At 64.1% G+C, this 18,077-nt stretch carries 17 protein-coding genes; 6 read left to right on the forward strand and 11 right to left on the reverse strand.

Going from position 1 to position 18,077, the window contains the following annotated elements; genetic code table 11:
• Positions 1–12 precede the first annotated feature (12 nt).
• The 6 genes from hfq to PP4_RS25030 form a co-directional block, all read right to left on the reverse strand.
• Positions 13–273, reverse strand: coding sequence for an RNA chaperone Hfq (hfq, locus tag PP4_RS25005; protein WP_016489445.1), 261 nt, complete (start codon positions 271–273; stop codon positions 13–15).
• Positions 274–367: 94 nt separating this feature from the next.
• Positions 368–1,339: a tRNA (adenosine(37)-N6)-dimethylallyltransferase MiaA gene (miaA, locus tag PP4_RS25010; protein WP_016501883.1), complete on the reverse strand. Its 972-nt coding sequence runs from the start codon at positions 1,337–1,339 to the stop codon at positions 368–370.
• Position 1,340: 1 nt separating this feature from the next.
• Positions 1,341–3,239: a DNA mismatch repair endonuclease MutL gene (gene mutL / locus PP4_RS25015; RefSeq protein ID WP_016501884.1), complete on the reverse strand. Its 1,899-nt coding sequence runs from the start codon at positions 3,237–3,239 to the stop codon at positions 1,341–1,343.
• Positions 3,239–4,669, reverse strand: coding sequence for an N-acetylmuramoyl-L-alanine amidase (locus PP4_RS25020; RefSeq protein ID WP_016501885.1), 1,431 nt, complete (start codon positions 4,667–4,669; stop codon positions 3,239–3,241). Before PP4_RS25020 ends, mutL begins: the two co-directional genes overlap by 1 nt.
• A gap of 11 nt (positions 4,670–4,680) precedes the next feature.
• The gene (gene tsaE, locus PP4_RS25025) at positions 4,681–5,154 is read right to left on the reverse strand and encodes a tRNA (adenosine(37)-N6)-threonylcarbamoyltransferase complex ATPase subunit type 1 TsaE (RefSeq protein WP_016501886.1); all 474 of its coding nucleotides are present in this window, start codon (positions 5,152–5,154) and stop codon (positions 4,681–4,683) included.
• Entirely contained in the window at positions 5,142–6,002 is an 861-nt protein-coding gene (locus PP4_RS25030; protein WP_016501887.1) for an NAD(P)H-hydrate dehydratase, read from the reverse strand. Before PP4_RS25030 ends, tsaE begins: the two co-directional genes overlap by 13 nt.
• A gap of 65 nt (positions 6,003–6,067) precedes the next feature.
• Here PP4_RS25030 and queG point away from each other — a divergent pair, with 65 nt between their 5' ends.
• Positions 6,068–7,132: a tRNA epoxyqueuosine(34) reductase QueG gene (queG, locus tag PP4_RS25035; RefSeq protein WP_041167908.1), complete on the forward strand. Its 1,065-nt coding sequence runs from the start codon at positions 6,068–6,070 to the stop codon at positions 7,130–7,132.
• Between the two features lie 61 nt (positions 7,133–7,193).
• Here queG and PP4_RS25040 read toward each other — a convergent pair whose 3' ends face one another.
• Both PP4_RS25040 and orn read right to left on the reverse strand, forming a co-directional pair.
• A complete protein-coding gene (locus tag PP4_RS25040; protein WP_003249516.1) occupies positions 7,194–7,805 on the reverse strand; it encodes a trimeric intracellular cation channel family protein in 612 nt (203 codons plus the stop codon).
• A gap of 91 nt (positions 7,806–7,896) precedes the next feature.
• Entirely contained in the window at positions 7,897–8,439 is a 543-nt protein-coding gene (orn, locus tag PP4_RS25045) for an oligoribonuclease (protein WP_016501890.1), read from the reverse strand.
• A gap of 152 nt (positions 8,440–8,591) precedes the next feature.
• Here orn and rsgA point away from each other — a divergent pair, with 152 nt between their 5' ends.
• On the forward strand, positions 8,592–9,623 hold the full coding sequence (gene rsgA / locus PP4_RS25050; protein ID WP_016501891.1) for a small ribosomal subunit biogenesis GTPase RsgA: 1,032 nt from the start codon (positions 8,592–8,594) through the stop codon (positions 9,621–9,623).
• 173 nt (positions 9,624–9,796) lie between these two features.
• Here rsgA and motB read toward each other — a convergent pair whose 3' ends face one another.
• A complete protein-coding gene (gene motB / locus PP4_RS25055; protein WP_016501892.1) occupies positions 9,797–10,831 on the reverse strand; it encodes a flagellar motor protein MotB in 1,035 nt (344 codons plus the stop codon).
• Positions 10,832–10,834: 3 nt separating this feature from the next.
• Positions 10,835–11,686, reverse strand: coding sequence for a flagellar motor stator protein MotA (gene motA / locus PP4_RS25060; protein WP_016489455.1), 852 nt, complete (start codon positions 11,684–11,686; stop codon positions 10,835–10,837).
• A gap of 130 nt (positions 11,687–11,816) precedes the next feature.
• Between motA and PP4_RS25065 the strand changes: the two genes are divergently transcribed.
• The 3 genes from PP4_RS25065 to asd are packed head-to-tail and all read left to right on the forward strand — an operon-like array spanning position 11,817 to position 15,079.
• Positions 11,817–13,352, forward strand: a complete 1,536-nt coding sequence (locus PP4_RS25065) for an HDOD domain-containing protein (RefSeq protein WP_016501893.1) — start codon at positions 11,817–11,819, stop codon at positions 13,350–13,352.
• Between the two features lie 44 nt (positions 13,353–13,396).
• On the forward strand, positions 13,397–14,206 hold the full coding sequence (locus PP4_RS25070) for a rhodanese-like domain-containing protein (RefSeq protein WP_016501894.1): 810 nt from the start codon (positions 13,397–13,399) through the stop codon (positions 14,204–14,206).
• 9 nt (positions 14,207–14,215) lie between these two features.
• On the forward strand, positions 14,216–15,079 hold the full coding sequence (asd, locus tag PP4_RS25075) for an archaetidylserine decarboxylase (protein ID WP_016501895.1): 864 nt from the start codon (positions 14,216–14,218) through the stop codon (positions 15,077–15,079).
• Positions 15,080–15,232: 153 nt separating this feature from the next.
• Here asd and serB read toward each other — a convergent pair whose 3' ends face one another.
• A complete protein-coding gene (gene serB / locus PP4_RS25080) occupies positions 15,233–16,447 on the reverse strand; it encodes a phosphoserine phosphatase SerB (RefSeq protein WP_016501896.1) in 1,215 nt (404 codons plus the stop codon).
• 134 nt (positions 16,448–16,581) lie between these two features.
• On the opposite strand from serB, the gene PP4_RS25085 reads away from it, so the two are divergent.
• Positions 16,582–18,039 carry an AhpA/YtjB family protein gene (locus tag PP4_RS25085; RefSeq protein WP_016501897.1) on the forward strand — a complete coding sequence of 486 codons (1,458 nt, stop codon included), beginning with the start codon at positions 16,582–16,584 and terminating at the stop codon, positions 18,037–18,039.
• Positions 18,040–18,077: the final 38 nt, after the last annotated feature.

The raw sequence follows: 18,077 nt of genomic DNA on the forward strand, positions 1-18,077 counted from the left end.
TGCAGGCTCCTATCAGGCGTTGCCTGGCTCGCTGTCGCCGAGGTCGGAATCGGACGGGCTTGGCAGGCGAACCGGACGGGCAGGCACCACGGTCGAAATGGCGTGCTTGTAAACCATTTGGCTGACGGTGTTCTTCAGCAGTACCACGAACTGGTCGAACGATTCGATCGAGCCCTGCAGTTTGATGCCGTTGACCAGATAGATCGATACCGGAACCTTTTCTTTTCTCAAGGTGTTCAAGTAAGGGTCTTGTAGCGAATGCCCTTTTGACATATGCCGCACTCCTGTAAGGATAAATAATAGAAAATCAAGAAAATCGATAAATTAGGCCGCCCAGTCGCAAGAATAGACGGCAATCAGCAGGGACTCAGCTCAATATGGAGATGGCCCCAAGGTATTTCAAGGTGCGGGACAGATTGTCGCAGGCCATGCTGTCAAGCCAGTGCACATCAGGCCAGCCACGCAACCAGGTGAACTGCCGCTTGGCCAGCTGCCGGGTCGCAATGATACCGCGTTCTCGCATCTCATTCTCAGTCAGCGTGCCATCCAGGTAATCCCAGACCTGCCGATACCCCACAGCCCGTATAGACGGCAGCCCGGCGTGCAAGTCACTTCTGGCTCGCAGCGATCGGACCTCGTCGATGAAGCCCTGTTCCAGCATCTGCGAAAATCGTAACGCAATTCGCTGATGCAAAATGTGACGATCTGTAGGAGCAATCGCTAAACTCGCGACAGTATAGGGCAAATGTCCGCCAGCGCCTGCGTCTGCGCCGCGACTTTCCGCGAATTGACGCTGGCGATGAGCCGTCATGCTCTCACCGCTCACGCGGTACACCTCCAGCGCGCGAATCAACCGTTGCGGGTCGTTGGGGTGGATGCGCGCCGCCGATTCCGGGTCGATCTCAGCCAACTGGCGGTGCAGCTCGGCCAGCCCCAGCGCCTCGGCCTGGGCTTCAAGGTCGGCTCGCACCGCGGCGTCAGCTGCCGGCATGTCGGCCAGGCCATCGATCAACGCCTTGTAATAGAGCATGGTGCCGCCCACCAGCAGCGGGATTTTCCCGCGCGCGGTGATGTCGGCCATGGCTTCCAGGGCATCGGCGCGAAATTGCGCGGCCGAATAGCTCTCGGCCGGGTCACGGATGTCGATCAGCCGGTGCGGGTGGGCGGCGAGAATTTCTTTCGACGGCTTGGCCGAACCAATATCCATGCCCCGATAGACCAGCGCCGAGTCGACGCTGATCAGCTCGCACGGCAGCACTTTGGTCAGTTCGATAGCCAGGTCGGTCTTGCCGGCCGCCGTCGGGCCCATCAGGAATATTGCAGGGGGCTTGCCGCTCATTTTATCGACCGCGCAGGAAAAGTTTGTCCAGATCGTCCAGGCCCATCTGGGTCCAGGTGGGACGGCCATGGTTGCACTGGCCACTGCGTTCGGTGTTTTCCATGTCGCGCAGCAGGGCATTCATTTCGGGGATTGCCAGGCGCCGGTTCGCACGCACGGCGCCGTGGCAGGCCATGGTGCCGAGCAGTTCGTTGAGGTGCGCCTGGATACGGTCGCTGGTGCCGTACTCCATCAGGTCGGCGAGCACATCCTGCACCAGGCGGTTGGCCTCGGCCTGCTTGAGCAAGGCCGGAATCTGGCGAATCGCCAAGGTCTCGGGGCCCAGGCGCTGCAGTTCGAACCCCAGGCGCTGGAACCACTGCGCATGTTCTTCGGCGCAATCAGCTTCACGCTGGCTCAGGGCCAGGGTTTCGGGCACCAGCAGCGGCTGGCCGCTAAGGCCTTCACTGGCCATGGCCACCTTGAGGCGCTCGTACATGATGCGCTCATGGGCAGCGTGCATGTCCACCAGCACCAGGCCAACGGCGTTCTCGGCCAGGATGTAGATACCCTTGAGCTGCGCCAGTGCGTAGCCCAACGGGGGAATGTCACCCTGGCTTTCGGGCAGCGTAGTTACCGGTGCCGCTCCCTCTTCCAGCGGTTTGTAGAACTCGCGATACACCGCCTGCGCCTCGGCGGCCGGCACGGGCTGCGAGGGGCGCGGGGTGTATTGATACTGGTAACCGGCGCCACTGCCGCCATTGGAAATCGCGTGCTGCGGCGCCTGGGGCCGTTCAAGCACTGGCGAGGCCAGGCGCATTTCGCCTTGCGGGCCGAATTCACCAGCCTGCTGGCCAGTTGGGCGGACCATCTCAGGTACTGCGGCAGGCGCGGCCAAGTGGTCTTCCGGGCGCACATCAGCCAGCGCGCGGTGCAGCGTGCCATACAGAAAATCGTGCACCGAGCGCCCCTCGCGGAAGCGCACTTCGTGCTTGGTCGGGTGCACATTGACGTCAACGCCGTTGGGCTCCAGTTCCAGGAACAACACGAATGTCGGGTGCCGGCCATTGAACAGCACGTCCCGGTAGGCCTGGCGCACAGCGTGGGCGACCAGCTTGTCGCGCACCGCACGGCCATTGACGAAGAAGTACTGCAGGTCTGCCTGGCTGCGCGAGAAGGTCGGCAGGCCGACCCAGCCCCACAGGCGCAGGCCGTTGCGTTCGACGTCAATCGGCAGCGCCTGCTCCATGAAGCCCGGACCGCAGATGGCGCCCACCCGCCGCGCCCGAGCGGTTTCATCATGGGCCTCGTGCAGGCTGAGGATGCTCTTGCCGTTATGACGCAGGTGAAAGCCGACATCGAATCGCGCCAGCGCCAGCCGGCGGATGACTTCCTGCAGGTGATCGAATTCGGTTTTCTCGGCCTTGAGAAACTTGCGCCGGGCCGGGGTATTGAAGAACAGGTCGCGCACTTCCACCGAGGTGCCCACCGGATGCGCCGCTGGCTGCACCCGCGGGGTCATGTCACGGCCTTCGGTTTCCACCTGCCAGGCTTCGCTGGCACTGGCAGTGCGTGACGTCATGGTCAAGCGCGCCACCGAGCTGATCGAAGCCAGCGCCTCGCCCCGGAAGCCCAGGCTCATCACGCCTTCAAGGTCTTCCAGCTCGCGGATCTTGCTGGTGGCGTGACGCGCCAGGGCCAAAGGCAGATCGTCAGCAGAAATACCACTGCCGTCGTCCCGCACTTTCAGCAGCTTGATGCCGCCCTGTTCCACTTCCACGTCAATGCGCCGGGCACCGGAGTCCAGGCTGTTTTCCAGCAACTCCTTGGCCACGGAGGCCGGCCGCTCGACGACCTCGCCGGCGGCGATCTGGTTAGCCAATCGCGGGCTGAGCAGCTCAATGCGCGAACCACCACTCATTATTGCGCGGCCAAAGTTGTAGCAGGCACATCAAGGCGCTGGCCGACCTTCAGCTCATCGGTCTTGAGGCTGTTGGTGCTGCGCAAGCTGGCCACGCTGACCTGGTAGCGCACGGCGAGCATCGCCAGTGTTTCGCCTGGGCGCACCGTGTGTTCACGTGGGCCGGCGGCAATCTTGCCGGTGTCGCGCAGCCAGGCAATGTAGGTACCCGGCGGCGGGTTCTGCTGGAAGTACTGGCGCACACCGGTATGGATCGAACGGGCCAAGGCCTGCTGATGGCTGGCGGTGGCCAGCTTGGCGGCTTCGTTGTTGTTCGAGATGAACCCGGTTTCAACGAGGATCGACGGGATGTCCGGCGACTTCAGCACCATGAAGCCGGCTTGTTCCACACGCTGTTTGTGCAGCGAAGTGACACGGCCCATGTTGCCGAGCACTTTCTGCCCCACGTTGAGGCTGGAGCTGAGCGTGGCGGTCATCGACAGGTCCAGCAGCACGCCGGCCAGCATACGGTCTTTGTCATCGAGGCTGACGTTACCGGCACCGCCGATCAGGTCAGAACGGTTTTCCGTGTCGGCCAGCCAGCGCGCGGTCTCGGAGGTGGCGCCGCGATCAGACAGTGCGAACACCGACGCGCCAAAGGCAGCCCGCGACGGTGCGGCGTCGGCGTGGATCGAGATGAACAGGTCAGCCCCCTTCTTGCGGGCGATTTCCGTGCGTTTGCGCAGTGGAATGAAGTAGTCGCCCGTACGGGTCAGCTCGGCACGGAAGCCCCTTTCGCTGTTGATCTGGCGCTGCAGCTCTTTGGCAATCTGCAGCACGATGTCCTTTTCATGCTGGCCGCGCGAACCGGAGGCACCCGGGTCTTCGCCACCGTGGCCGGCGTCGATGGCCACCACGATTTCACGCTTGCCGCTTGGTACCGGCGGCAACTTGATCGCCGGTTGCGCCGGGGACACCGGCACCGCTGGCGTGGTCGCCGGCGTCTGTACCGGCGCCGGGGCCGGCGGTGGCGCGCTGGCCGCAATGGCGTCGGCTTCCTGGTCGTACAAGTCGACCACCAGGCGATTGCCGTATTGCGCATTCGGTGCCAGCGTGAAGCTTTTCGGGGTGACCGACTTTTTCAGGTCGACCACCACCCGCAGGTCGGTCGGGGTGCGCTGGGCCGAACGCACGCTACTGATCGGCGTGTTGGAGGTGGCCACCTTCAATGGCGCGGCCAGGGTTGCGCCATTGATGTCGATAACCAGGCGATCAGGCGCGCTCAAGGTGAAGACGCTGTGCTGCACGGGGCCAGACAGGTCAAAGACCAGCCGCGTGTTGTCTGGCGCGCGCCACAGGCGCACGCTCTTGACTTGAGTGACGGCCAGAGCCTCAACGGTCACCGTTGTCAGCAGCAGCCCAACGATGGCGACCAGTGCGCGTATGCGCATACCTACCCCACTTACTGTTTATAGTGTTTGGCCAGTGCCATGCACCAGGCCTCGCCGCGAGCCCCCTGCGGCGAAAGGATCAGCGAGCGTCCGCCCGCTTGGGGGCTTATGGTAATGGTCAGGTCAGGCTTTGGCAAAACGCCCGCACCCTTTTGTGGCCACTCGAACAGGCACAGCGGGTCGCCCTCGAAATAGTCACGAATACCCATGAACTCCAACTCCTCCGGATCGACCAGGCGATACAGGTCGAAATGGAAGGCTCGCACCTCACCGATTTCGTAGGGTTCGACCACGGTGAAGGTCGGGCTTTTCACTGCACCCGTATGGCCCAGGCCACGGATCAGCCCTCGGGAAAGCGTAGTCTTGCCCGCACCCAGGTCGCCCTCGAGAAAGATCACGCCGCGACCGCCGGTCACCTCGGCCAGTGCTGCGCCAAACTTGACCGTGGCGTCTTCATCGGCCAGAAACAGGGTTATGCCAGACACGCAGAATGCTCCTCCAGTAACTCACGAATGACCGGCGCCAGATCACTGGCCGCCAGGCCTCTACCTTTTACACCCAGCCGCTCGCCTGCACAGGCATGCAACCACACCCCCAGGCCAGCGGCCTGCCAGGCATCCAGCCCTTGGGCCAACAACGCCGCCAGCACACCGGTCAGCACATCGCCAAAGCCGGCGCCGGCCATGGCGGGGTGGCCCCGTTCGCACAGCATCAGTTGCCCGGCCGGGTCGGCCACCAGGGTGCCGGCGCCCTTGAGCACGCAAACGCTGTTGTAACGGCGCGCGAGCTTGCGCGCCGCGCCCTGGCGGTCGGCCTGTACCGCTTCGGTGGAAATACCCAGCAGCCGCGCCGCCTCCCCCGGATGCGGGGTGAGGATGCTGCCACTGGGCAGGGCCAGGGGGGTACGCGCCAGCAAATTCAGGGCATCGGCGTCCCACACCTGCGGCTGTTCGGCGTTGGCCACTGCCGAGAGCAGGCTACGCCCCCACGCCGCCTGCCCCAACCCCGGGCCCACCACCAGCACGGAGGCGCGCTCCAGCACGCCCATCAACTGGTTGGCCGAGCTGACGCCCAGGCACATGGTTTCGGGCAGACGCGCCAGGCTCGCGCTCACATGCTCAGGGCGCGTCGCCACGCTGACCAGCCCGGCGCCGCAGCGCAGGGCGGCTTCAGCACTCAACAGCACAGCGCCGCCTGTGCCCAGGTCGCCACCGACCACCAGCACATGGCCGAAGTCGCCTTTATGGGCATTCACAGGTCGCGCCGGCAGGTGCGCGACGGTCACGCTGCTGAGCAGTTGCGGGGCATGGCTGGGGTGTTTGGTCTGCGGCATGGGGTCAAAGGCTCCAATGTCTGGCAGAATTATACGCACCTGAGCCCGTATTGCCTTGCCCATCCATGTCCAGCTGCACACCTGACCTCGCCCAACTGGCCCAATCGATCAAGATTTGGGGCCAGGAACTCGGTTTTGCCCATGTCGGCATCGCCGGGGTCGACCTTGGCGAACACGAACACCACCTGCAGCGCTGGCTCGATGCCGGCTACCAGGGCGAAATGGAGTACCTGGGCGCGCACGGCAGCAAGCGTTCGCACCCCGACCAACTGATTCCCGGCACGGTGCGGGTGGTCTCGCTGCGCATGGACTACCTGTCCGGCGACACACAGATGGCGCAGCGCCTGGCACAGCCGGAAAAGGCCTACATATCGCGCTATGCACTGGGCCGGGACTACCACAAGCTGGTGCGCAAGCGCGTGCAATTCCTGGCCGATCGCATCCAGGAAGCCATCGGCCCGTTCGGCTACCGCGCATTCGTCGACAGCGCGCCGGTACTGGAGAAGGCCCTGGCCGAACAGGCCGGGTTGGGCTGGATCGGCAAGAACACCCTTCTGCTCAACCGCAAGGCGGGCAGTTACTTCTTCCTTGCCGAGCTGTTTGTCGATTTGCCGCTACCGGTGGATGAAGCGACTACCAGCGAGCACTGCGGGCGCTGCCAGGCCTGCCTGGACATCTGCCCGACCCAGGCGTTTGTCGGGCCCTATGTGCTGGATGCGCGGCGTTGCATCTCGTACCTGACCATCGAGCTGAGAGGCGCGATCCCTGTCGAGCTGCGCGCAAAGATGGGCAACCGGGTGTTCGGCTGCGATGACTGCCAGATCGTCTGCCCGTGGAACCGCTTTGCCAAGCACAGCCAGGAACAGGACTTCCAGCCGCGGCACGGGCTGGAGAATGCCGAGTTGGCGCAGATGTTCCTGTGGGATGAGCGCACCTTCCTGCGCAAGACCGAGGGCGGGCCGTTGCGGCGGGCGGGGTATGAGCGATTCTTGCGCAACCTGGCGGTGGGGTTGGGCAATGCGCCTTCCACCATTCCTGTGATCGAGGCGCTGAAGGCCCGGCGCGAGGACGAATCAGAACTGGTGCGCGAGCATGTGGAGTGGGCTTTGGCCCGGCACGAAGCTCAATAGCGACTAGCCACAGCACTTGCGCCATCCTGTGGGAGCGGGCGGTGTCGCGCCCACAGCTGTGTCACTGCTGGTCGTTGTAGTGGAACTTGGGCATTTCCCAGTGGAAGCGGATCGCCAGCAACCGCACCAGGAACCCGCCAAACAAGGTCAGCAGCATCGCCTGCTCTGCCGGCACCTTGAAATACACGCACCCCAGGTAGAACCATGCCGCCGCAAACGACACGCTGGCATACAGCTCGCGGCGGAACACCAGTGGAATGTCGTTGCAGAAGATATCCCGCAAGATCCCGCCAAATACCCCAGTGATCACCCCACTGATCGACGCCACCAGCATGCCCTGCCCCATCTCCAGCGCGGTCATGCAGCCGATCAGGGTAAAGGCCACCAGCCCCAGGGCATCGAGCACCAGGAACAGCGAGCGCAGGCGGCGCATCATCGGGGCAATGAAAATGGTCAGCAACGCCGCAAAGCTGGTCAGCACCAGGTACTCCGGGTGCTTCACCCAGGTCAGTGGGTAATGCCCGAGCAGCACGTCGCGCACCGAGCCGCCACCCAGCGCGGTGACGCAGGCGATCAGTACCACGCCAAACCAGTCCATGCCGCGGCGCCCGGCAGACAACGCGCCGGTCATGGCTTCGGCGGTGATAGCAATGAGGTAGAGCATCAACAACATGGCGCGGGTCCGTGCGAGAAAGGCGCGCAGTCTAACCAGTTGCCCAGGGCACCAAAAGGGGGCGCAGATACAATATCTGCGCCTTTTCGGCTCACACCTTGATGAAATGCTCGCGATAGTGGCGCAGTTCGGCGATCGATTCGCGGATATCGTCCAGCGCCAGGTGGGTGTTGCCCTTCTTGAAGCTGTCACGCACGTCCGGCGCCCAGCGCGCGGCCAGTTCTTTCAGGGTGGAAACATCCAGGTTGCGGTAGTGGAAGTAGTTTTCCAGGTTGCGCATGTGGCGATAGAGGAAGCGGCGGTCCTGGCAGATGCTGTTGCCGCAGATTGGCGACTTGCCTTTCGGCACCCACTGCTCGAGGAAGGCGATGGTCTGCGCCTCGGCTTCAGCCATGCTGACCTTGCTCTCGCGCACGCGCTGGGTCAGGCCCGAAGCACCGTGGGTGCGGGTGTTCCATTCGTCCATGCGCGCCAGCACTTCGTCACTGTGGTGGATGGCGATCACCGGCCCTTCCGCCAGGGTGTTCAGCTGGCTGTCGGTGACGATGGTGGCCATCTCGATGATGACATCGCTGTCCGGATCCAGGCCGGTCATTTCCAGGTCGATCCAGATCAGGTTCTGTGGGTTTTGCATGCAGGGCTCCTCATATAGGCCGTCATATTAGCCTAGTGGCCAAAAGCACGCCCATTCGCCGCTTCAAAGGTAAGCGCAATGGTCCAGCGCCTGGCGTGCTAAACTGCCAGCCGTTTTCAATGCCCTGCCCGGGCCTTTCACACGGTACCTTCATGGCCAAACGCCAGCTCAATCGCCGCCAGAACTGGCGGATCGAAAAAATCCAGGGCGAGCGCGCCGCTCGCGCCGCCAAACGCGAGCAGCATGCGCTGCAGGAACTGGAAGGCGGCGACCTGGGGCCCGAGCAACTGGGCCTGGTGATCGCGCACTTTGGCGTGCAGGTAGAAGTTGAAGCCCAGGATGGCGAAACCGCAGGCCAGGTGTTCCGCTGCCATTTGCGCGCCAACCTGCCGGCGCTGGTCACTGGCGACCGTGTCGTGTGGCGTGCGGGTAACCAGGGCATCGGCGTAATCGTGGCGCAGATGCCGCGCAGCACCGAGCTGTGCCGGCCGAACAACCACGGTCAACTCAAGCCGGTGGCCGCCAACGTCGACCTGATCGTGATTGTGTTCGCCCCCGCTCCCGAGCCGCACCCGAACCTGATCGACCGCTACCTGGTAGCTGCCGAGCACGCTGGCCTGCGCCCGCTGCTGCTGCTGAACAAGGCCGACCTGATCAACGACGAGAATGGCCCCGGCCTGCATGCGCTGCTGGAAGTCTACCGTGAACTTGGCTACCCGCTGCTGGAAGTATCGGCACACCAGGGTGACGGCATGCAGCGCCTGCAACAGCAACTCGACGGCCACATCAGTGTGTTCGTCGGCCAGTCGGGGGTGGGCAAGTCGTCGCTGGTCAACAGCCTGCTGCCAGATGCCGGCACGCGTGTCGGCGACCTGTCGGAATGGTCGGGCCAAGGTACTCACACCACCACCACGGCGCGGCTATACCACTTCCCTAACGGCGGCGACCTGATCGACTCGCCGGGCATCCGCGAGTTCGGCCTCGGCCATGTCAGCCGCGACGACGTGGAAGATGGCTTCATCGAGTTCCGCGACCTGTTCGGCACCTGCCGCTTCCGCGACTGCAAGCATGACCGCGAACCGGGCTGCGCGCTACTCAAGGCACTGGACGAGGGGCGCATCAAGCCGCAACGCATGAACAGCTACCGCTCGATCATCGCCAGCCTGACAGAAGACAGCTACTGAAACGCTTGAAATGAAATTTGCCGCGATCCCCTGTGGGAGCGGCTTTAGCCGCGAACACCGGCAACGCCGGTGCCATCCACCGCGCTGGATGCTTCGCGGGTAAACCCGCTCCCACAGTGATCGCGCCAGCGTTCGGGTTTTGTGTAGAACAGTCGCCCGCACAAAAAAGCCGTTTACTGCTCCTTGGCCTCATCCATCTTCAGCGTGCCATCTTCAAAGATGTTCAGCTTCTGGCGCAGCTCACGCGGTTGCATCGGTGCTTGCTCCGTTGCCCCTGGGGCTTCCGGTGCGGCAGCCCCCGGCACAGGGCCGCTAGCCGGCGGTGCAGCAGGCTCGGCGGCCGGCGCTTCGGGCGCGCCCTGCTCACCCTCGATATTGCGCTGGGCCTTCTTGGTCAGCACGATGATATCGATACGGCGGTTGACCGGGTTGAACGGGTCCTTGCGGTCGAACAGCGACGACGAGGCGTAACCCACCACCCGCGCCACCTGCCCGTCCGGGTAACCACCGGCCACCAGCGCACGGCGCGCCGCGTTGGCACGGTTGGCCGACAGTTCCCAGTTGCCGAACTCGCCACTGCCGGCATACGGCTTGGCGTCGGTGTGGCCGCTGATGCTGATCTTGTTCGGCACCGCCTTGATGGTGTCGGCCATGGCCAGCAGGATGTCTTCAAAGTAGGGCTGCAAGCGGGCGCTGCCGATGTCGAACATCGGCCGGTTCTCGGCATCCATGATCTGGATGCGCAGCCCGTCCTGGGTAATTTCGAACAGGATCTGGTCCTTGAACTTCTGCAGCTGCGGGTTCTCTTCCACCTTGTTCTGCAGTTCCTGCAGCAGCAACTCCAGGCGCTCGCGCTCTACCTGCTCGGCCATGGTCTCGACCTGGTCCTTGCTCAGCTGGGTCGTGCTCTCGGGCATCGGCTCGGATTTCACTTCCGGGTTGATGGTTTTCTCCGGCGCCAGTTCAGGCGAGCCGCCCAGGTCGATGACATAAGGCGTACCGCTTTCCGAGAAGCCGATCGGGTCCTTGAAGTAGCCAGCAATGGCAATCTTCTGCTCCGGCGTGGCCGTGGACATCAGCCACAGCACCAGGAAGAACGCCATCATTGCCGTAGCAAAGTCGGCAAACGCGATTTTCCAGGCGCCGCCGTGGTGGCCGCCGCCAAAGCGCTTGACGCGCTTTACGATGATGGGCTGATTGTTTTCCATGACTCAGCGACCGCGAACCGCTTGTTCCAGCTCGGCGAAACTTGGGCGATGCATGGGGTACAGCACCTTGCGCCCGAACTCCACGGCCAGCGAAGGTGGCATGCCCGAGGCCGAGGCAACCAGCGAAGCCTTGATCGATTCGTAGAGGTTCAGCTCTTCCTTGGCATCGTGCTCCAGGCACTTGGCCAACGGGCCGAAGAAGCCGTAGGCAGCGAGAATACCGAAGAAGGTACCCACCAGCGCCGCACCCACGTGCATGCCGATGGCCGCCTGGTCACCCTCGCCCAGCGAGGCCATGGTCACCACGATCCCCAGTACCGCCGCGACGATACCGAAACCAGGCATGCCGTCAGCGATGCCGGTCACTGCATGGGACGGGTGCTCCAGCTCTTCCTTCATGCTCAGCAGCTCCATGTCGAACAGGCCCTCGAGTTCGTGCGGGGCCATGTTGCCGGTGGACATGATGCGCAGGTAGTCGCAGACAAACGCGGTCATGCGCTCATCGGCCAGTACCGTCGGGTACTTGGCGAAGATCGGGCTGGCGGCGGCGTCTTCGATGTCAGCCTCGATGGCCATCATGCCTTCGCGACGGCTCTTGTTGAGGATCTCGTACACCAGGCCCAGTACCTCCAGGTAGTAGGCATGGGTGAAGCGCGAGCCGAACATCTTCATCGACTTCTTGATGACGTGCATGGTCATGTGGCCAGGGTTGGCCTGCAGGAATGCACCAAAGGCTGCACCGCCGATGATCAGTACTTCGAACGGCTGGATCAGCGCTGCGATCTTGCCGTGGGAGAGCACGTAGCCGCCGAGCACGCTCGCGAATACGACGATGATGCCGATAATTTTAGCCATAGGTTCAAAGCACTTGCTGTCGTGGTCAGGGGAAGAGACGGGAGCTTTAAAACTCTTCTTCTACTTATCGGCAGAACTGCGCCAGACTATAGCCACTCAATGCGAAAAGCCAGTTCGGACTGATGTCAAAATGCCAATTGAAACCAAGGTGCCCGCTCAGGCTCCGCGTACGCTAGAAGCCTGGGTAAAGCTGCTGGAGAGTGTTCGCATCCCCGTGCCGAAGCACAGCTACGACCGGGTCATGGCTGCAATCAACGATAGCCGCCGCTCGCTGCGCGACATCGCCGAACTGATGCAGGATAGCCCGGCACTGGTGCTATCGGTGATGCGCGAAGCCAATCACCCCACCAACGCCAGCCAGGCCGAGCCAGCCGAAAGCCTGGAGGTCGCCCTCAACCGCCTGGGCCTGGAGCGCAGTGAGCAACTGCTCAAGCGCCTGCCCTCGCTGCCGGTCGAAGAAATCCCGCCCGTGCTCAGCCAGTTCCAGCTGATCAGCCAGCACGCCTCGCAGCAGGCCAGCGGCCTGTTCGCCAGCCGCCTGGCGCGGCTGTGGCAGGAAATCCACTGGGGCAGCCTGCTGTTCCTGTCACCACTGTGGCCGCTGGCACTGGCCTACCCCAAGCTGCTCGACACCTGGGAGCTGCGGGTTATCCACAAGGGCGAGGACGCCGCCCAGGTAGAGGAAGAGCTGTTTGGCGTGCGCATCATGGCGCTGTGCCAGACCATGGCGGAGTACTGGCGCCTGCCGCAGTGGGTAACCCAGGGTTACCGCCTGCTGCTGGAAGAACGCGAACAACTGGCCCAGGTGCTGAGCATCGCCCGCGACGAAGACCTGCTCAGCCAGCAACACCGCCTGGATGCCGAGCCCGGCCTGCGCCGCTGGTTCAACCAGCCGGCCAACACCGTGCTGCTGGCCAACAACCTTGCGCTGGCGGCGCAGGTGGGCTGGGACAACCCGCACCTGCTGCGCTGGCAACTGCTGACAGCGCTGTACCTGCAGACCTCGCTGGAAGACGTGCAGCAGCAAGTGCACCAACAAGCTGCCGCCAGTGCCCGCCGCCACGCCAGGCATGCCCTGTTCCACCCGGCTGAAGCACTGATCTGGCCCTGGCACCAGCGCCGTCCGCACCCGGACATGCTGGCCCCGCCACCGCCCAGCAGCGACGACCTGGCGCGTTGGCGCAAGCTGTGCCAGGACCTGCTGGCCCAGCCCAGCCCGTTCACCAACACCGTGCACCTGGCCACCCAGGCCCGCGAAGCCCTGCTGGCCTGCGGCATGCAACGCATTATGCTGCTGAGCCTGGACAAGGCCAGCGACTACCTGCGCGTGCAGCAGACCGCCGGCTTGCCCAAAGAGGCCGCGGCCCTGGCCCTGCAGGTGTCGCAAAACAAGCTGCTGCAAAAGCTGATGGCCCAGGCCGGGCAACTGCGCATTACCCCGGAAAACCACAGCCAGTTTTCGGCCCTGCTGCCTGTCCCGCTGCGTGCGCTGTTCCGCAGCGAGCACGTGCTGCTGCGCTCGCTGGCGGTGAACGATCAGGTGCTGATGCTGATGGTGGCCGACCAGGGCTGCCGGCCCTTGGCCAATATCAGCGTGCAGGCCTTCGGCAAGACCGCGCAATGCACCGAGCGGGCACTGTCGGTGTTTGCCAACCGCAAGGGCTGAGCCTTGCGCTACAATCGCCCCTCTTTCCACACTGGAGACCGTGGATGACTGACTTTTCCGGCCTGCCCCTGGTGATCGAAGCCGCGGACCTGCTGCCACGCCTGGGTTCGCCACAGTTGATCCTGGTCGACCTGAGCAGTGCCAACCGCTATGTCAGCGGGCATATCCCCGGCGCACGCTTTGTCGAAGGCAAGCGCACCCAGCTTGGCCAGCCTCCAGCGCCCGGCCTGCTGCCGTCCCTGGGCGAGCTGGAAAAACTGTTCAGCGAACTCGGCCACCGCGACGGCGCCGTCTATGTGGTGTATGACGATGAAGGCGGGGGCTGGGCCGGGCGCTTCATCTGGCTGCTCGACGTGATTGGTCACAAGGCCTATCACTACCTCAATGGCGGTATCCAGGCCTGGCCGGCTGACACGCTGTCCACCGACGTGCCCGCCAGCGTCAACAGCCCGGTGCACCTGCGTATCGACAACGCCCCCACCGCCACCCGCGAGTACCTGCAAAGCCGCCTGGGTGCCGATGACCTGGTCATCTGGGACGCCCGCGGCCCGCAGGAATTCAGCGGCGAGAAGGTATTGGCTGCCAAGGGCGGGCACATCCCCGGCGCGATCAACTTCGAGTGGACCGCCGGCATGGACCTCAACGACCACTTGCGCATTCGCCATGACATCCAACATGTCCTCGAGCAACTGGGCATCACCCCTGACAAGGAAGTGATCACCCACTGCCAGACCCACCGCCGCTCCGGCTTCACTTATCTGGTGGCCAAGGCCCTCGGCTACCCACGCGTCAAGGCTTACGCCGGCTCGTGGAGCGAATGGGGCAACCACCCGGACACGCCTGTAGAAGTTTAAGGAACCTGCATGAAATCCCGTTTGTTCATCATCAGCCAGTACCTGCTGCCGCACCACCTGCTGTCGCGGCTGGCCGGCTGCATCGCCGAGTGCCGCGCGCGCTGGTTCAAGAATGCCTTCACCGCCTGGTTTGCCAAGCGCTACCAGGTCAACATGTCCGAAGCGCTGGTCGAGGACTTGAGCGCCTACGAGCACTTCAATGCGTTCTTCACCCGCGCCCTGAAGCCGGGTGCCCGCCCGCTGGACGAAACCCCGGGCGCCATCCTGTGCCCGGCCGACGGCGCCGTCAGCCAGCTCGGCCCGATCGAGCACGGCCGCATCTTCCAGGCCAAGGGCCACGGCTTCAGCGCGCAAGAGCTGCTGGGCGGTGACCCGGCCATGGCAGCGCCGTTCATGGGCGGCGAGTTTGCCACCATCTACCTGTCGCCCAAGGACTACCACCGCGTGCACATGCCGCTGGCCGGCACCCTGCGCGAAATGGTCTATGTGCCGGGGCGTCTGTTCTCGGTCAACCAGACCACCGCAGAGAACGTTCCCGAGCTGTTCGCCCGCAACGAGCGCGTGGTCTGCCTGTTCGACACCGAGCGTGGGCCGATGGCCGTGGTGCTGGTGGGTGCGATGATCGTCGCCTCGATCGAAACCGTGTGGGCCGGGCTGGTGACGCCACCCAAGCGTGAGCTGAAGACCTTCCGTTACGACGAAGCCAGCCGCGCGCCGATCCACCTGGAGAAAGGAGCCGAGCTGGGCCGCTTCAAGCTGGGTTCGACCGCCATCGTGCTGTTCGGGCCGGAGCAGGTGAAGTGGGCTGAAAACCTGGGCGCTGGTTCTGCAGTGCGCATGGGGCAATTGTTGGCAGAACCCGCCCAGGCTTGATTCAAGCTGGATGAAAAAGGCCCTGCTCATGCGGGGCCTTTTCATTGGGGCCGCTGTGCGGCCCTTCGCGGGCACGCCCGTTCCCACAAAGCGCGATCACTGTGGGAGCGGGCATGCCCGCGAAGGGCTGCGAAGCAGCCCCAGGTTCCCGGGTCAGCCGCGGGCGTCGCGGTCACGCAGGCCCAGCAGGTACAGCACGCCATCCAGCCCCAGGGTGGAAATGGCTTGCTTGGCCGACTGGCGCACCAGCGGTTTGGCGCGGAACGCTACGCCCAGGCCGGCCAGCGACAGCATCGGCAGGTCGTTGGCGCCATCACCTACGGCGATGGTCTGCTCCAGCTGCAAGCCTTCTTCACTGGCCAACTGTTGCAGCAGCTCGGCCTTGCGCTGGGCATCGACGATCGGCTCGACCGCCACACCGGTCACCTTGCCGTCGACCACTTCCAGCTCGTTGGCGAACACATAGTCGATACCCAGGCGCGCCTGCACCTGGCGGGCAAAGTAGGTAAAGCCACCGGACAGGATCGCGGTCTTGTAACCCAGGCGCTTGAGCTCGGCGAACAGGTTTTCGGCACCTTCGGTCAGGCGCAGCGAGGCACCGATTTCGTCCAGCACACCCACATCCAGGCCCTTGAGCAGCGCCATGCGCTCCTTGAAGCTGGCGCGGAAGTCCAGCTCACCGCGCATGGCGCGCTCGGTGATGGCCGCCACCTGCTCACCCACGCCGGCAGCCTTGGCCAGTTCGTCGATGACTTCGGCTTCGATCAGCGTCGAGTCCATGTCGAACACCGCCAGGCGGCGGTTGCGGCGGAACAGGTCGTCCTTCTGGAAGGCGATGTCGATGCTCAGCGCTTCGGCCAGGGCAAAGAAGTCGGCACGCAGGGCCTGGGCATCGCTCGGCGCGCCGCGCACGGAGATTTCGATGGCCGCTTTGCCCTTGTCGGTTTCGGCATCCAGCGCCACACGCGCCGACAGACGCTCGATACGCTCGATAGTCAGGCCATACTGGCTTATCACCGCACTCACCCGCTGCAGTTGCTCGGGGGTGATCTTGCGGCTGAGCAGGGTGACGATGTGGCGCGCCTCGCCCTGGCCGTCAGCCCAGTGCTGGTAGTCCGCCTCGGAAATCGGTGTGTAGCGGGCCTGCAGGTTCAGTTCATGGGCCTTGGCCTGCACGCTTTGCAGCAGGGCGGTAGCCACTTCGTTGTCCGGGATGTCGACCAGGATACCGAACGACAAAGTGCCGTGCATGACCGCCAGGCCGATGTCGAGGATGCTCACACCGCCCTGCAGCAGGACGCCGGTGATAGCCGCAGTGAGACCGGGACGGTCCTCACCGGTGATGTTGATCAGGACGATTTCGCGCACAACCTGGCTCCGACTTCGATGAAAAATGCGCATTCTACCGATTTTCCGTGACCATCGGGCGCCAACGATACTTTGCCGACAAAACCCGGGTCGCTATACTGCCCCACACTTTCTGCCATTAAGAGCCGAGCTCAGTGAACCGGCCCACGCCCGTCAAACCAGACAATTTCTTCCTGATGATCTATCGTGCCCTGAGTCAACGTCGCGTGCCGCTGGCATTGCGCATCGCTTGCACCAACATCTTCCTGGTCGCGCTGGCGCTGGTGATCTATGCCTGCGTGATGGGCCTGCAGTTCAAGCAGGCCATGCACGAGCAGGCTGATGCCCTTGGCCAGAGCCTGACCACCCAGACCGCCACCTCGGCGACCGAGCTGCTGGTGTCTAACGACATCCTCAGTCTCAACGTGCTGCTGGGCAACCTGGTGAAAAACCCGCTGGTGGCCCACGCGGCCATCTACAGCGTGGACAACCGCATCCTCGCCGAGGCCGGCCAGCGCCCGCGCAACAGCCTGCTGGGCGAGGCAGAGGGCCTGTACCAGACCAAGATCACCTTCCAGGACGTGACGGCCGGGCAACTGCGCATCAGCCTGGACATGAGCCAGTTCCAGCAGCCGATGCTCATCAGCCTGCAGAGCATGGGCATCATGGCGGCCATCCTGCTGGCCCTGGCCCTCAGCCTGAGCCTGCGACAGGGCCGCTATATCACCCTGCCGCTGCTGCAGTTGCGGGTGTGGCTGCGAGACCCGCAGCCCTATACCCCGGCCACCGACCGCCAGGACGAGATCGGCGACATCGCCCGCCAGCTGCACGCGCGCCTGGCCCCGCCGCCGCCACCGGAGCCAGAGCTGGAGGAAGAGGACGACGAGCATTTCGACGACTTCCACGACGTAGCGCCGGCCCCCAAGGCAGCCCCGCGCCCCAAGGTTGCCACATTGGCCGAGGACGATGACGACGCAGCCTTTGCCGGCCTGCTGGACGACGACAGTGCGCCCAAAGCCGCCCCGGTCGAATCTGACGAGCCGCAGCACAGCGCCGTACTTGCCGTGCAACTGGGCTCACAGGAACAACTGCGCCGCCTGCCGCGTACACGCCTGACCGAGCTGACTGACCGCTACCGCGATTGCCTGGAGCATGCTGCCTCGCTCTACGACGGTGAAACCCACACGCTCAACGACGGCAGCACCCTGGTGCTTTTCCACAGCCGCGACTGTGGCGAGGACTACCTGACCAACGCCATCTGCTGCGGCGAGCTGCTGCGCGCCCTGGGCCATGCCCTGCAGATCGAAGTGGCCGACAGCGGCATCACCCTTCAGCTGCAACTGGGCCTGGTCCTGGGCAACGACCTGCAAGGGCTGGAGCTGGTGGACCTGCTGATGGCCGAAAAGGCCCAGGATGCCCTGGCGCTGTCGCAGCACAGCCGCAACCTGTTGCTGGTGGAGCGGCAGATCAGCGATGACGCGCTGATTCGCCAGCGTGCCCGCATTCGCCCGATTGCCAGCCCTGAGGGTGCCTGCTGTGTGGAGCGTTTGATGGAGCCTTACCCGTCGATGCTGGAGCGCCAGCTGGCCCGCATGCACGAGCGCCGCGCCTGATAGTTTCCCCCTGTGGGAGCGGGCGCGCCCGCTCCCAC

The sequence above is a fragment of the Pseudomonas putida NBRC 14164 genome (genome assembly GCF_000412675.1).
GTDB classification, from domain to species: Bacteria; Pseudomonadota; Gammaproteobacteria; order Pseudomonadales; family Pseudomonadaceae; genus Aquipseudomonas; species Aquipseudomonas putida.

Bases quoted from the DNA above. Each gene is read 5' to 3' on its own strand.
- queG (WP_041167908.1), top strand. From the start codon at position 6,068: ATGTCCAGCTGCACACCTGACCTCGCCCAACTGGCCCAATCGATCAAG.
- PP4_RS25040 (WP_003249516.1), bottom strand. From the start codon at position 7,805: ATGTTGTTGATGCTCTACCTCATTGCTATCACCGCCGAAGCCATGACC.
- orn (WP_016501890.1), bottom strand. From the start codon at position 8,439: ATGCAAAACCCACAGAACCTGATCTGGATCGACCTGGAAATGACCGGC.
- PP4_RS25070 (WP_016501894.1), top strand. From the start codon at position 13,397: ATGACTGACTTTTCCGGCCTGCCCCTGGTGATCGAAGCCGCGGACCTG.
- PP4_RS25030 (WP_016501887.1), bottom strand. From the start codon at position 6,002: ATGCCGCAGACCAAACACCCCAGCCATGCCCCGCAACTGCTCAGCAGC.
- hfq (WP_016489445.1), bottom strand. From the start codon at position 273: ATGTCAAAAGGGCATTCGCTACAAGACCCTTACTTGAACACCTTGAGA.
- mutL (WP_016501884.1), bottom strand. From the start codon at position 3,239: ATGAGTGGTGGTTCGCGCATTGAGCTGCTCAGCCCGCGATTGGCTAAC.
- PP4_RS25065 (WP_016501893.1), top strand. From the start codon at position 11,817: ATGCCAATTGAAACCAAGGTGCCCGCTCAGGCTCCGCGTACGCTAGAA.
- PP4_RS25020 (WP_016501885.1), bottom strand. From the start codon at position 4,669: ATGCGCATACGCGCACTGGTCGCCATCGTTGGGCTGCTGCTGACAACG.
- motA (WP_016489455.1), bottom strand. From the start codon at position 11,686: ATGGCTAAAATTATCGGCATCATCGTCGTATTCGCGAGCGTGCTCGGC.
- motB (WP_016501892.1), bottom strand. From the start codon at position 10,831: ATGGAAAACAATCAGCCCATCATCGTAAAGCGCGTCAAGCGCTTTGGC.
- rsgA (WP_016501891.1), top strand. From the start codon at position 8,592: ATGGCCAAACGCCAGCTCAATCGCCGCCAGAACTGGCGGATCGAAAAA.
- asd (WP_016501895.1), top strand. From the start codon at position 14,216: ATGAAATCCCGTTTGTTCATCATCAGCCAGTACCTGCTGCCGCACCAC.
- miaA (WP_016501883.1), bottom strand. From the start codon at position 1,339: ATGAGCGGCAAGCCCCCTGCAATATTCCTGATGGGCCCGACGGCGGCC.